The organism is Salipiger mucosus DSM 16094 (assembly GCF_000442255.1).
GTDB classification, from domain to species: domain Bacteria; phylum Pseudomonadota; class Alphaproteobacteria; order Rhodobacterales; family Rhodobacteraceae; genus Salipiger; species Salipiger mucosus.
On sequence record NZ_KE557282.1, the window covers coordinates 1 to 12,719 of the forward strand.

Sequence of the window (12,719 nt, forward strand, 5' to 3'; positions counted from 1 at the left end):
GGTCGCGCACAGCCGCCGGGCGCTTGCCGAGGGCGTCGTCGACGTGGTGATCGACCAGCGCCCGCACGAGGAGGTGGACCTCGCGCTCGGCCTTCTGCGGCGCATCGCCGACCGCCAGCCGTCCGGGCCGGTGCCGCCCGTGGTGCCTGCCATCCATGTACCCGAGAACCTGCCGCCCGATCCCGGCGCGGCCGACGACATCCAAGGAGGAGACCCCCGATGACCGATTTCTTCGCAGACATCGCCCCGCTGCGCCACGATCCCGAGGGCGAGGGCATCTGCTTTCGCCACTACGACCCCGACGAGATGGTCATGGGCAAGCGCATGGAGGACCACCTGCGCTTTGCCGTGGCCTACTGGCACAGCTTCGCCTGGCCGGGGGGCGACCCCTTCGGCGGGCAGACCTTCCAGCGGCCCTGGTTCACCGACGACATGGCGGGCGCGCGGCTGAAGGCGGAGGCGGCCTTCGAGCTTTTCGAGATCCTGGGCGTGCCGTTTTTCTGCTTCCACGACGCGGACATCCGCCCCGAGGGCGCGAGCTTTGCCGAGAGCCGGCGGAACTTCGAGGAGATCGTCGACATCTTCGGGCAGAAGATGGAGCGCTCGAAGGTGCGGCTGCTCTGGGGGACGGCGAACATGTTCTCGCACCGGCGCTTCATGTCGGGGGCGGCGACGAACCCCGATCCCGACGTCTTTGCCTGGTGCGCGGCGACGGTGAAGACCTGCATGGACGCGACCCACAAGCTGAAGGGGCAGAACTACGTGCTCTGGGGCGGCCGCGAGGGCTATGAGACGCTGCTCAACACCGACATGGGGGCCGAGCTGGACCACATGGGGCGCTTCCTGTCGATGGTGGTGGACTACAAGCACAAGATCGGCTTCGAGGGCACCATCCTGATCGAGCCCAAGCCGCAGGAGCCCACCAAGCACCAGTACGACTACGACGTGGCGACGGTCTACGGCTTCCTGCAGCGCTTCGGGCTGGAGAAGGAGGTCAAGGTCAACATCGAGCAGGGGCACGCGATCCTGGCCGGGCACAGCTTCGAGCACGAGCTGGCGCTGGCGCGCGAGCTGGGGGTGCTGGGCTCGATCGACATGAACCGCAACGACTACCAGTCGGGCTGGGACACCGACCAGTTCCCGAACAACGTGCCCGAGGTGGCGCTGGCCTACTACGAGATCCTGCGGGCCGGGGGCTTCGACACCGGGGGGACGAACTTCGACGCCAAGCTGCGGCGCCAGTCGCTGGACGCCGAGGACCTCGTGGCGGCGCACGCGGGGGCGATGGACGTCTGCGCGCGGGGCCTGAAGGCCGCGGCGCGGNATCGCGCTGGGCTTCGTGCTGATCTACCGCTTCGGCTGCGCCGATTACCGGGCCCTCGCGTTTTGAAAGCGGCAGATGCGCTGCGGACCGGGCTTGTTGCACCTGATCTGTGGATCTCGAGCGCCCAATACCGCGTCTGAGGACAGACTCCGCCTCACGCCATCAACCTCCGTCGCACGAGAAAGAGGTTGCCGAGGGCGAACAGCGTGAAGAGCTGCGCGCGAGGCCCATTTCTCCGGCCCGGACAAGTTCTGGGGCGTCATGCGGAAGGCGCCGAAGGGCGCTGCGCTGGACCCCATCGACGAGCACATCAATCGGATTATCGCGATGGTGCGGGCGCGGGTGGAGCATCCATTCCGCGTGCTCAAGCGCCAATTCGGGTATCTGAAGACCCGCTACCGTGGCCTCGCGAAGAACCGCGCGCAGCTCTTCACGCTGTTCGCCCTCGGCAACCTCTTTCTCGTGCGACGGAGGTTGATGGCGTGAGGCGGAGTCTGTCCTCAGACGCGGTATTGGGCGCTCGAGATCCACAGATCAGGTGCAACAAGCCCGGTCCGCAGCGCATCTGCCGCTTTCAAAACGCGAGGGCCCGGTAATCGGCGCAGCCGAAGCGGTAGATCAGACGTTCCTTAACATCATCATCGTCTCTATCTACTAAGACCACAATGCCAAATTCTTCCGGAAGCCATGTGGAGTAGGCTAGAATTCGGCTTGGCAGCTTTCTGAGAAGGTCACTCTTGCCGCTGTAGGTGTAAATCGAAAATGTTGCCGTCTCTGGGATGATCCGAGGCAAGAAGTTCATCAAAAAGGCTTCCATGGACGGCTCTTCGACGAAGATTTCTAGGTGTGTAATTGGCATATTACGCAGGCCTGACCATGGATGGGCTAAGTGGATCGCCTACTCCGAAATGCCCTTCTACCCAGAGGTCCCCAAGCAATGCCCCGGCCGAAAGGAACTCATTTATGCCTCTGATTTCTGAGGCGGATTTAACTTTGGTGTAGCCGTCTTCTGTGCGGTATAAGACTCTTACCTCCTCCGACTTTAGTGCGTTGATGAAGAAGGGTGAGTGGGTTGTCACGAGAACTTGGCTACCTTGAGCTGCAACCCGGCACTCCTCTGCAAGCTCATAAAGAAGTCGAGGATGCAGGAAGTTCTCAGGCTCTTCGACGCCGATGAAAGGTGCAGGATCTGGATCATAAAGGAGAACGAGGTATGCTAGCATTTTGAGAGTTCCATCCGAAGCGAATTTCGCCAAAATTGGATTGTCGAATGGACCATCTTTTATCGTCAAGAGAAGTCGGCCGTCGGGCATTGCCTCGGCAAGGACTCTATCAATTTGCGGAATTCGTCTTCTCAGCGTCTTGAATATTTCTTCAAGACGGTCTGGGTGCTGCTCGGCCAAATATTGCACGACGTTTGCGAGATTGTCACCAGTTCTGGATAGTCTCTCCTGTGGTCCGGCCTCAGGTTGGCCGCGCGTCATGTCCACTGAAAAATATGATACATACCAGCCCGTAATAAAGTTTCTCAATGCCGTGACTCTGGGGTGGTCTGCAAATTGCCCCAATGCATTCACTGCAATTAAGTCGGGAGCTGACAATTGGCGCTCTGCTCGCTCGTCGTCAATATCGGGAAGTTCTCCACTAACCGCTCTTCCCGAACCCTCCTTAAAGTCTAGGAAACGAAAGGGCTTTCCATGACTGCCTCTGCGCCAACTAAGCCATTCCTCAATGATGACCGGTGCACCTTTAATTTCGTCTACGGAAAGGTGATAGGTTACTAGCGGAAGGCCGATGCTCTCCCTGTATTTAATTTCAATGCTCAGAGGTTCAGTCGATCCGCGAGTCTTGAGCTCTCGGCCTCGCCCCCTCCGATCCCACGCTCGCCTAAGCCCATTTTCAAAGCACTCTGAAAGAAAGGCGAATACATCGAATACAGTAGATTTCCCGCTGCCATTGGGGCCCAGCAATGCGGTGAGAGGCGTAATGTTTCTGAGTTCGACGTCTTTTAGCGCGCGAAAGTTCTTTACCCGAAGGTACTCGATTCTTGCCATTTTCCACTCATTTTTTCTGGTGCAGGCGCGGTGTCGTTTGGGGGAGACTATCATCTGGCGTGTGCTAATTTGCAACTAGGAACTCTGGCTTCTTGCTTGTGACGCGAGCGCAGCCAATACCTCGTGAAGCGCTTGATCGATGTTTGCCTGAATCCAGGGCGAGCTGCGGAAAGCCGATATCGGCGTGGCTAGACACGTAGGGCGGAGCCGATTGCTTCAGGGCATCGATACACGTTTATGGCGTGGACTAATGACAGCTAAGATTTGATGTGGTCACCGTGCTGGCAGCTAGTGCTCCTGCCTCCCTCCCCGCCCACCGCCGTTACAATTCGTAACAATCGGGCAAACTTCACGTAATGATTGACGGTCAGCCTGCGCTCGATCCTAATGGGATCAGGCGACGCGGCAGACCGCGGCGCGCTCTTGGGAGGGAGCGTGGGCACCCGGACGACCGGGCGCGAAGGGAGGAGCAGCTTTGGCTTACATGTCCGAGGGCGCAGAGGGTCTGCGCTCGATTCCGGCGCTGTTGAAGAGGAACGTCTCGCAGTTCGGCGGCAAGCCCGCCTACCGCGAGAAGGAGTTCGGCATCTGGCAGTCCTGGACCTGGGAGGAGACCTCGGCCGAGATCGAGGCCCTCGCGCTGGGCCTGCTGAACCTGGGGGTGAACCGGGGCGACTACGTCGCGGTGATCGGGCGCAACCGGCCGACGCTCTACTGGTCGATCGTGGCGGCGCAGATGTGCGGGGCGATCCCGGTGCCGCTCTACCAGGACGCGGTGGCCGAGGAGATGGAATATGTGCTCGACCACTGCGGCGCGCGCTTCGTCGTGGCGGCCGACCAGGAGCAGGTCGACAAGGTCATCGAGATCCAGGACGACCTGCACCAGTTCGAGCACATGATCTACGTCGACCCGCGCGGGATGCGGAAGTACGACCACCGCACGCTGCACGAGTTCAGCCACGTGCAGGAGCAGGGGCGCGCGGCGCGCGACGAGTTCATGGCGGAGCTGGAGGCGCGGCGGGGCTCGCTGGGCTACGACGACACCTGCGTGATGCTCTACACCAGCGGGACGACGGGCAAGCCCAAGGGGGTGGTGCTGTCGAACCGCAACATCATCGAGACGGCGAAGGCGAGTTCGGAGTTCGACCACCTGGGGCCGGGCGAGGAGGTTCTGGCCTACCTGCCGATGGCCTGGGTGGGGGATTTCATCTTCTCGATTGGGCAGGCCTACTGGACGGGGTTCTGCGTGAACTGCCCCGAGAGCGCGGACACGATGATGACGGACCTGCGCGAGATCGCGCCGTCCTACTACTTCGCGCCACCGCGGGTCTTCGAGACGCAGCTGACGCAGATCATGATCCGGATGGAGGATGCGAGCCCGCTGAAGCGGCGGATGTTCCATCACTTCATGGCGCATGCGCGCCGGGTGGGGCCGCGCATCCTCGACGGCAAGCCGGTGGGGGCCTGGGACCGTGCCAAATACGCGCTGGGCGAGTGGCTGGTCTACGGGCCGCTGAAGAACACGCTGGGGTTCAGCCGCGTGCGGGTGGGCTATACCGCGGGCGAGGCCATCGGGCCGGAGATCTTCGATTTCTACCGGGCGCTGGGGATCAACCTCAAGCAGCTCTACGGGCAGACCGAGGCGAGCGTCTTCATCACGCAGCAGCCCGACCACGAGGTGCGGCCCGACACGGTGGGCGTGCCCTCGCCGGGGGTGGAGCTGCGGATAGACGAGAGCGGGGAGGTCTTCTACCGCTCGCCCGGGGTCTTCGTGGAGTACTACAAGAACGTGGATTCCACGGCGGACACCAAGGACCCCGAGGGCTGGGTCGCGACGGGGGACGCGGGCTTCATCGAGGAGGGGTCGGGGCACCTGCGGATCATCGACCGCGCCAAGGACGTGGGGAAGATGGCGGACGGGGCGCTGTTCGCGCCGAAATACGTCGAGAACAAGCTGAAGTTCTATCCCAACATCCTGGAGGCGGTGGTCTTCGGCGCCGGACGGGACCGCTGTTGCGCCTTCATCAACATCGACCTGACGGCGGTGGGCAACTGGGCGGAGCGCAACAACATCGCCTATGGCTCCTACCAGGAGCTGGCGGGGCATCCGCAGGTTCTGGACATGATCGAGGGCCACGTGGAGGAGACCAACGCGAGCATCGCCGAGGACGAGATGCTCTCGGGCTGCCAGGTGCATCGCTTCCTGGTGCTGCACAAGGAGCTGGACGCGGACGACGGCGAGCTGACGCGGACGCGGAAGGTGCGGCGCAAGATCATCGGGGAGAAGTTCGCGGACCTGGTGACGGCGCTCTACGACGGCTCGGAGAGCATCTACACCGAGACGGAGGTGACCTACGAGGACGGCCGCAAGGGCAAGATCAGGGCGACGCTGGAGATCCGCGACGCCAAGGTCGTGCCGGTGGCGCCCCGAGCGGCGGTGGCGGCGGAATGACGGCCGGACGCTCCCGCTGCGCGGATCGCCCCGCCCGCCATCCCGTGACCTGCATCCGGGCCGCGCGCCGTCCGGGCGCCGTGCCGGGCCGCGGGCCGCTTGTGCGTATTTGGAACAAGAAGAAGAGCCAATGAAGGACACCGAAGGATACATGACCGCCGACGGGCGGCAGATCGGCGGCGTGCTCATGGAGCTGCGCAACATCACCCTGCGCTTCGGCGGCGTGGTGGCGATCAACGACATCAGTTTCGACATCCGCGAGGGCGAGATCCGGGCGATCATCGGGCCGAACGGGGCGGGCAAGTCCTCGATGCTCAACATCATCTCGGGGTTCTACACGCCCTCGGAGGGGGAGCTGTGGTACCAGGGCGCCAAGCGGCCGCCGATGAAGCCCTACGAGGTGGCGCGGATGGGCGTGGCGCGGACCTTCCAGAACATCGCGCTCTTCGAGGGGATGTCGGTGCTCGACAACGTGATGACCGGGCGGCTGACGCACATGACCGCCGGGATCGCGAGCCAGGCGCTGTGGTGGGGCCGGGCGCGCGACGAGGAGATCGCCAACCGCGCCGTGGTGGAGAAGGTCATCGACTTCCTCGAGATCCAGCGCATCCGCAAGACGCCCGTCGGGCGGCTGCCCTACGGCCTGAAGAAGCGGGTGGAGCTGGCGCGGGCGCTGGCGGCCGAGCCCTCGATCCTGCTGCTGGACGAGCCCATGGCGGGGATGAACGTCGAGGAGAAGGAGGACATGAGCCGCTTCATCCTCGACGTGAACGACGAGTTCGGCACCACGATCTGCCTGATCGAGCACGACATGGGCGTGGTGATGGACCTGAGCGACCGGGTGGTCGTCATGGACTACGGCAAGAAGATCGGGGACGGCGCGCCGGACGAGGTGCGCGGCAACCAGGACGTGATCGACGCCTATCTCGGCGTGCCGCACTGAGGGGGACGGGAACATGGCGATACTGAACGAGATATTCATCACGCCCTTCGTGGACATGGCCGAGGCGCCGGATTTCCTGATGCAGGTGCTCTGGGAGGGGCTGGTCTCGGGGGTGCTCTACGCGCTGATCGCGCTGGGCTTCGTGCTGATCTACCGCTCGAGCCGGATCTTCAACTTCGCGCAGGGGATCATGGTGGTCTTTGCCGCGCTCACGCTGGTGGGCCTGCACGCCATGGGGGTGCCGGCCTGGATCAGCGTGGCGCTGACGCTGGCGGTGATGTTCGTGCTGGCGGTGAGCATCGAGCGGGTGGTGCTGCGGCCGCTGGTGGGGCAGCCGGACATCATCCTCTTCATGGCGACCATCGGGATCACGCTGTTCCTGATCGGGCTCGGCGAGATCATCTTCGGCGGCGAGAACAAGGTGATGATCACCGAGGAGCTGGGCATTCCGACCGGGGACACGGTGCTGGAGCCCTTCGGCGGGCTGCTGATCCTGCAGCATCTCGACATCACGGTGGTCGTGGTGGCGACGGTGCTGGTGGTGGGGCTGCTGGCCTTCCTGAACTACACGCGCATGGGCCGGGCGATCCGGGCACTGGGCGACGATCACCAGGCGGCGCTTTCGGTGGGGATCAGCCTGCAGACGATCTGGGTGCTGGTCTGGTTCATCGCCGGGATCATCGCGCTGGTCACGGGCATCGCCTGGGGCGCGCGGGCGGGCGTGAGCTTTGCCCTGGAGGTGATCGCCTACAAGGCGCTGCCGGTGCTGATGCTGGGCGGGCTCGAGAGCATCACCGGGGCCATCGTCGGCGGGCTGATGATCGGCATGCTGGAGAAGCTCTTCGAGATCTACTGGGGCCAGCCGCTGCTGGGGGGCAATACCGAGACATGGTTCGCCTTCGTGCTGGCGCTGGTGGTGCTGCTGTTCCGGCCGCAGGGGCTCTTCGGGGAGCGGATCATCGAGAGGGTCTAGAGCGGCCCGCGCGGGGCCGGCCGGGCTTCGCGCGGGAGGACTTGGGGAAAGACGACGGGGCGGCGCGGGCCGTCCGGGGCAGGGAGAGAGACGCATGGCGAAAGTGATCGCGATCCTGAACGTGGTGGCCTGGGCCGGTTTCTGGGCCTTCGGATACCTCGCGCTGACGGCGGATGCCGGGCGGCCGGGGCAGATGGTGACGGCGCTGCTGCTGGCCGCGGTGGGGGCGGCGCTGGGTCTCTGGGCCTACCTCTGGCTGGTCGGACACAGCGAGCGGAGCGGCTATGCCGAGGCGCCGAAGCGGGCCTACCCCGACGAGGAGCTTCGCGACAACGAGGGCGCGCTCTGAGCCGCCGGGGTGCCGCCGCGCGGGCGGTGCCGCAACAGTGACAGGACGGAAGACGACCAATGCTTTACAGGACCGCCGGACAGTTCAAGACCAGCTACCAGGCCGACCAGGCGCTGTTTCCCGTGCGCCAGGACGCGGTGCTGCTGGGGCTCATCCTGCTGCTGGCCTGGGTGATCTTTCCGCTCGTGGCGAGCGAGTTCGCCTTCCAGACGCTGCTGATCCCGATCCTGATCTACGCGCTGGCGGCGCTGGGGCTGAACATCCTGACGGGCTATGCCGGGCAGCTGTCGCTGGGCACCGCGGCCTTCATGGGGGTGGGGGCCTATGCCTGCTACAAGCTGGTGACGCTGATGCCCTGGCTGAACCCGGTGGTGGCGATCCTGCTCTCGGGGGCGTTCAGCGCGGGCGTCGGCGTGGCCTTCGGCATCCCGAGCCTGCGGATCAAGGGGTTCTACCTCGCGATCGCGACGCTGGCGGCGCAGTTCTTCCTGGTGTGGCTCTTCGAGAAGTGGGGCTGGCTCTACAACTACAACGCCAGCGGTGCGATCCAGGTGCCCAACCTCGAGATGTTCGGGGTCTACGTCGCCGGGCCGCAGGCAAGCTCGACCGTGCAGTACTTCGTGGTGCTGGGGGTGGTGACGCTGCTCACGCTGGTCTGCATTAACCTGACGCGCGGGAACCTCGGGCGGACCTGGAAGGCGACGCGCGACATGGACATCGCGGCCGAGCTCATCGGGATCAACCTGATGCGCTCGAAGCTGACGGCCTTCGCCATCTCGTCCTATGTGGTGGGGGTGGCCGGCGCGCTCTTCGTCTTCATGTGGCGGGGCGCGGCGGAGCCGAACCTCTTCGACATTCCGCTGAGCTTCCGGATCCTGTTCATCGCGATCATCGGCGGGCTGGGGTCGATCCTCGGCAACTACCTGGGCGCGATCCTGATCGTGGGCCTGCCGGTGGTGCTGAACACGCTGCCCGAGGCGCTGGGCCTGCCGATCAGCTCGGCCACGGTCGAGCACCTGAACATCATGATCGTGGGCAGCCTCATCATCTTCTTCCTGATCATCGAGCCGCACGGGCTGGCACGGCTCTGGGCGCTGATCCGGGAGAAGCTCATCATCTGGCCCTTCCCCTACTGAGGGGCCGGCCGGGACCGACGGAAACGCATAAGGGAGGAGAACCATATGACACGTTTCACCAGACTGGCCGCGGCGGCGGCGCTGGGGGCCCTGATGGGCACCACGGCCATGGCGCAGGAGTTGTTCACGCCGAACCTCGCCTACCGGACCGGGCCCTTCGCGGCGACGGGCATTCCGCTGATGAACGGGCAGGCGGACTACATGACCATGCTCAACAACCGCGACGGCGGGATCGGTGGCGTGAAGGTCAACTTCGAGGAATGCGAGACCGGCTATTCCACCGAGAAGGGCGTCGAGTGCTACGAGAAGACCAAGGGCAAGGCGATCGTCACGCAGCCCTGGTCGACCGGCATCACGCTGCAGGTGCTGCCCAAGTCCAACGTGGACGAGATCCCGATCCTCGCGCCCGGCTACGGCTTTTCGCCCATGGCCGACGGCACGGTCTTCCAGTGGGCCTTCAACACGCCGTCGAGCTACTGGGACGGCGCCTCGATGATCCTGCAATACCTGGAGCAGAACGGCGGGCTCGACGGCAAGAAGATCGCCTTCCTGCACCTCGACCACCCCTACGGCAAGGAGCCGATCCCCTACCTCGAGCAGCAGGCCGAGGAGAAGGGCTTCGAGATGGTGCCGATCCCGGTGGGCCTGAAGGAGATGCAGAACCAGTCGGCGCAGTGGCTGCAGATCCGCCGCGAGCGGCCGGACTACGTGGTGATGTGGGGCTGGGGCGCGATGAACGCCGGGGCGATCACCGAGGCGGTCAAGACCAAGTTCCCGATGGAGAACATGATCGGCGTCTGGTGGGCCGGGCATGACGCGGACCTCAAGATCGTCGGCGAGGAGGGCGCGGGCTACAAGTCGATCTCGTGGTCGTTCCCGAACCCCGACGCGCCGGTGCTGGCCGACATCCAGAAGCACGTGGTCGACGAGGGCCTGACCCAGTCGAACGCCGAGGAGATGAAGGGCGTCTTCTACAACCGCGGGCTGGTGATCTCGATGATCCTCGCCGAGGGCATCCGCACCGCGCAGGAGCACTTCGAGGAGCCAGAGGTCTCGGCCGAGCAGCTGCGCTGGGGGCTGGAGAACCTGAACATCACCGAGGCGCGGCTGGACGAGCTGGGCATGACCGGCATGGTGCCGCCCTTCGCGACATCCTGCGCGGATCACACCGGGCACTCGGGCGGCTGGATGACCGAGTGGGACGGCGAGAAGTTCGTCAAGGTCTCGGACCACCTGATGCCGGACTCGGAGTCGATCCGTCCGCTCGAGGAGGCCAAGGCCGCGGAATACGCCGAGGCCAACGCGCCCTGGCCCGTCAACGAGGAGTGCAGCGCGACCAACTGATCGCGCCCTCCCTCCGGCGGCGGCGCAGGCCGCTGCCGCCGGACATTGCGTATTTGGGAACAAGAAGAAGAGCCATGCTGGACGCCGCGCCGACCGAGGAAAGCCTGCTCGAGGTCAACAACATCGAGGTGATCTACAATCACGTGATCCTGGTGCTGAAGGGGGTCTCGCTGAGTGTGCCCAAGGGCGGGATCACCGCGCTTCTGGGTGGCAACGGGGCGGGCAAGACCACCACGCTCAAGGCGATCTCGAACCTGCTGCACTCGGAGCGGGGCGAGGTCACCAAGGGCTCGATCGTCTACAAGGGCGAGCGGGTGCAGGACCTCGAACCGGCGGCGCTGGTCAAGCGCGGGGTGATCCAGGTGATGGAGGGGCGGCACTGCTTCGAGCACCTGACGGTGGAAGAGAACCTGATGACCGGCGCCTATACGCGGAGCGACGGCAAGGCCGCCGTCGAGCGCGACCTGGAGATGGTCTACGACTACTTCCCGCGGCTCAAGGAGCGGCGGAAGAGCCAGGCGGGTTATACCTCGGGCGGGGAGCAGCAGATGTGCGCCATCGGCCGCGCGCTGATGAGCCGGCCCGACACGATCCTGCTGGACGAGCCGAGCATGGGGCTGGCGCCGCAGCTGGTGGAGCAGATCTTCGAGATCGTGAAGGCGGTCAACGAGGGCGAGGGCGTGTCCTTCCTGCTGGCGGAGCAGAACACCAACGTGGCGCTGCGCTATGCGCACCGGGGCTACATCCTCGAGAACGGCCGGGTGGTGATGGACGGGCCGGCGCAGGAGTTGCGCGAGAACCCCGACGTGAAGGAGTTCTACCTCGGCATGTCGGACGAGGGGCGCAAGAGCTTTCGCGACGTGCGCTCCTACCGGCGGCGGAAGCGGTGGCTGGCGTGAGCCGAACCTTCGGGGCGGTGACGCCGTTTCCCCCGGGAAAGGAGGTCGTCATGTCACAACAAGAGCTTGTCGAGGCGCTGATCGCCGATCACGGAACGCCGTGGAGCGAGGAGATCGGGGCCGATATCGCCCGCGACGTGCCGCAGCCGTGGTTCCACTGGCTGCTGGCGGCGCAACTGATGTCGGCGCCGATCCACGCCGGGCAGGCCGCGCGGGCGGCGGCCGGGCTGAAGGCGGCGGGCCTGCACAAGATCGAGGCGATCCTGGAGAGCGACCGCGAGACGCGCATCCGGGTGCTGAACGAGAGCGGCTACGCGCGGTTCGACAACCGCGGGGCGGATTACATTTTCGCGGCGGCAGAGCTGGTGCGCGAGCGCTGGGGCGGCGACCTGCGGCGGCTGGCCGAAGAGGGCGGCGACCGCGCGGGCATCCTGCGCGCGCTGACCCGGGTGAAGGGCATCGGCGAGGCCGGCGCGGCGATCTTTGCGCGCGAGGCGCAGATCGCCTGGGACGCGCTCTACCCGATGCTGGACGACGCGGCCGCCGAGGAGGCCGGGCGGCTGGGCCTGCCGCGCGAGGCGGAGGCGCTGGCGGAGCTTGCCGGGAGCCGCGAGCGTTTCGTGCGGCTGGCGGCGGCTCTGGTGCGGGTGGCGCTCGACGGGCCGTCTGAGCGCGTGCAGGCGGCGGCGTGACGGAGGGGACATGCGATGCTTTCTCGCGCTGACCATCCCCGGGCCGCTGGTGCCGCCGTTGCTGGCGGTCCAGGAGGCGGTGCCGGTGGGGCGCCCGGTGCCCGAGGAGAACCTGCACGTGACGCTGGCCTTCCTCGACGAGCAGGACGAGGAGTCGCTGGACGAGCTGGATTTCGCCCTGCAGGCGCGGCGGCTGGAGGCCTGCACGCTGGCGGTGGAGGGGCTGGCGGGGTTCGGCCGCGAGCCGCGGCTGCTGGCGGCCGAGCTGGTGCGGGCGCCGGGGCTGATGGCGCTGAGGCGCAGCGTGATGGGGGCGGTGCGCGCGGCGGGGATCGTGCTGCCGCGCACGCGGTTCCGGCCGCACGTGACGCTGATCCGCTTCGGCAGCGGCCTGGCGCCCGCCGAGCGGCCCTTGCTGGACCGCGCGCTGCGCGACGTGGCGGGGCTGACGACGCCGCCGGTGCCGGCGGAAAAGGTGGCGCTCATGTCCTCGACCCGGACGGAGGACGGCGCGCTTTACGAGACATTGGCGGAGTACCCGCTGCCCCCGGCC

Annotated in this window: 11 protein-coding genes and 3 pseudogenes; 12 read left to right on the top strand and 2 right to left on the bottom strand. The window is 65.6% G+C overall.

The genetic code is table 11. From position 1 onward, the window contains the following. From SALMUC_RS30630 to SALMUC_RS21475, 3 pseudogenes are all read left to right on the top strand, one after another. A pseudogene (locus SALMUC_RS30630) lies at positions 1–223 on the top strand (hypothetical protein); the annotation flags it as partial. Next, positions 220–1,323: pseudogene (gene xylA / locus SALMUC_RS21470) on the top strand (xylose isomerase); the annotation flags it as partial. The pseudogenes SALMUC_RS30630 and xylA, both read left to right, overlap by 4 nt. Positions 1,324–1,537: 214 nt before the next feature. Further along, positions 1,538–1,810: pseudogene (locus SALMUC_RS21475) on the top strand (transposase); the annotation flags it as partial. 88 nt (positions 1,811–1,898) lie between these two features. Here SALMUC_RS21475 and SALMUC_RS21480 read toward each other — a convergent pair. Together SALMUC_RS21480 and SALMUC_RS29165 are read right to left on the bottom strand one after the other, a co-directional pair. Further along, entirely contained in the window at positions 1,899–2,141 is a 243-nt protein-coding gene (locus SALMUC_RS21480) for a hypothetical protein (RefSeq protein ID WP_020043578.1), read from the bottom strand. A gap of 43 nt (positions 2,142–2,184) precedes the next feature. Next, entirely contained in the window at positions 2,185–3,378 is a 1,194-nt protein-coding gene (locus SALMUC_RS29165; protein WP_084514052.1) for an AAA family ATPase, read from the bottom strand. A gap of 484 nt (positions 3,379–3,862) precedes the next feature. Between SALMUC_RS29165 and SALMUC_RS21485 the strand changes: the two genes are divergently transcribed. From SALMUC_RS21485 to thpR, 9 genes are all read left to right on the top strand, one after another. Beyond that, positions 3,863–5,830: an AMP-binding protein gene (locus SALMUC_RS21485; RefSeq protein WP_020043580.1), complete on the top strand. Its 1,968-nt coding sequence runs from the start codon at positions 3,863–3,865 to the stop codon at positions 5,828–5,830. 130 nt (positions 5,831–5,960) lie between these two features. Then, on the top strand, positions 5,961–6,773 hold the full coding sequence (locus SALMUC_RS21490) for an ABC transporter ATP-binding protein (protein ID WP_020043581.1): 813 nt from the start codon (positions 5,961–5,963) through the stop codon (positions 6,771–6,773). A 19-nt stretch (positions 6,774–6,792) separates the two neighbouring features. After that, positions 6,793–7,746, top strand: coding sequence for a branched-chain amino acid ABC transporter permease (locus SALMUC_RS21495; RefSeq protein WP_037372682.1), 954 nt, complete (start codon positions 6,793–6,795; stop codon positions 7,744–7,746). A gap of 94 nt (positions 7,747–7,840) precedes the next feature. After that, positions 7,841–8,095: a hypothetical protein gene (locus SALMUC_RS21500; RefSeq protein ID WP_020043583.1), complete on the top strand. Its 255-nt coding sequence runs from the start codon at positions 7,841–7,843 to the stop codon at positions 8,093–8,095. A gap of 59 nt (positions 8,096–8,154) precedes the next feature. After that, positions 8,155–9,231: a branched-chain amino acid ABC transporter permease gene (locus SALMUC_RS21505; protein ID WP_020043584.1), complete on the top strand. Its 1,077-nt coding sequence runs from the start codon at positions 8,155–8,157 to the stop codon at positions 9,229–9,231. Positions 9,232–9,276: 45 nt separating this feature from the next. After that, a complete protein-coding gene (locus SALMUC_RS21510) occupies positions 9,277–10,575 on the top strand; it encodes an ABC transporter substrate-binding protein (protein ID WP_020043585.1) in 1,299 nt (432 codons plus the stop codon). A 74-nt stretch (positions 10,576–10,649) separates the two neighbouring features. Continuing rightward, positions 10,650–11,474, top strand: a complete 825-nt coding sequence (locus tag SALMUC_RS21515) for an ABC transporter ATP-binding protein (RefSeq protein ID WP_020043586.1) — start codon at positions 10,650–10,652, stop codon at positions 11,472–11,474. Positions 11,475–11,524: 50 nt separating this feature from the next. Beyond that, on the top strand, positions 11,525–12,166 hold the full coding sequence (locus tag SALMUC_RS21520) for a hypothetical protein (RefSeq protein WP_020043587.1): 642 nt from the start codon (positions 11,525–11,527) through the stop codon (positions 12,164–12,166). A gap of 10 nt (positions 12,167–12,176) precedes the next feature. Further along, on the top strand, positions 12,177–12,719 hold a 543-nt coding region (gene thpR, locus SALMUC_RS29170; RefSeq protein WP_084514057.1), incomplete at its 3' end, for an RNA 2',3'-cyclic phosphodiesterase.

Bases quoted from the DNA above. Each gene is read 5' to 3' on its own strand.
- SALMUC_RS21480 (WP_020043578.1), bottom strand. From the start codon at position 2,141: ATGGAAGCCTTTTTGATGAACTTCTTGCCTCGGATCATCCCAGAGACG.
- SALMUC_RS29165 (WP_084514052.1), bottom strand. From the start codon at position 3,378: ATGGCAAGAATCGAGTACCTTCGGGTAAAGAACTTTCGCGCGCTAAAA.
- SALMUC_RS21485 (WP_020043580.1), top strand. From the start codon at position 3,863: ATGTCCGAGGGCGCAGAGGGTCTGCGCTCGATTCCGGCGCTGTTGAAG.
- SALMUC_RS21490 (WP_020043581.1), top strand. From the start codon at position 5,961: ATGAAGGACACCGAAGGATACATGACCGCCGACGGGCGGCAGATCGGC.
- SALMUC_RS21500 (WP_020043583.1), top strand. From the start codon at position 7,841: ATGGCGAAAGTGATCGCGATCCTGAACGTGGTGGCCTGGGCCGGTTTC.
- SALMUC_RS21505 (WP_020043584.1), top strand. From the start codon at position 8,155: ATGCTTTACAGGACCGCCGGACAGTTCAAGACCAGCTACCAGGCCGAC.
- SALMUC_RS21510 (WP_020043585.1), top strand. From the start codon at position 9,277: ATGACACGTTTCACCAGACTGGCCGCGGCGGCGGCGCTGGGGGCCCTG.
- SALMUC_RS21515 (WP_020043586.1), top strand. From the start codon at position 10,650: ATGCTGGACGCCGCGCCGACCGAGGAAAGCCTGCTCGAGGTCAACAAC.
- SALMUC_RS21520 (WP_020043587.1), top strand. From the start codon at position 11,525: ATGTCACAACAAGAGCTTGTCGAGGCGCTGATCGCCGATCACGGAACG.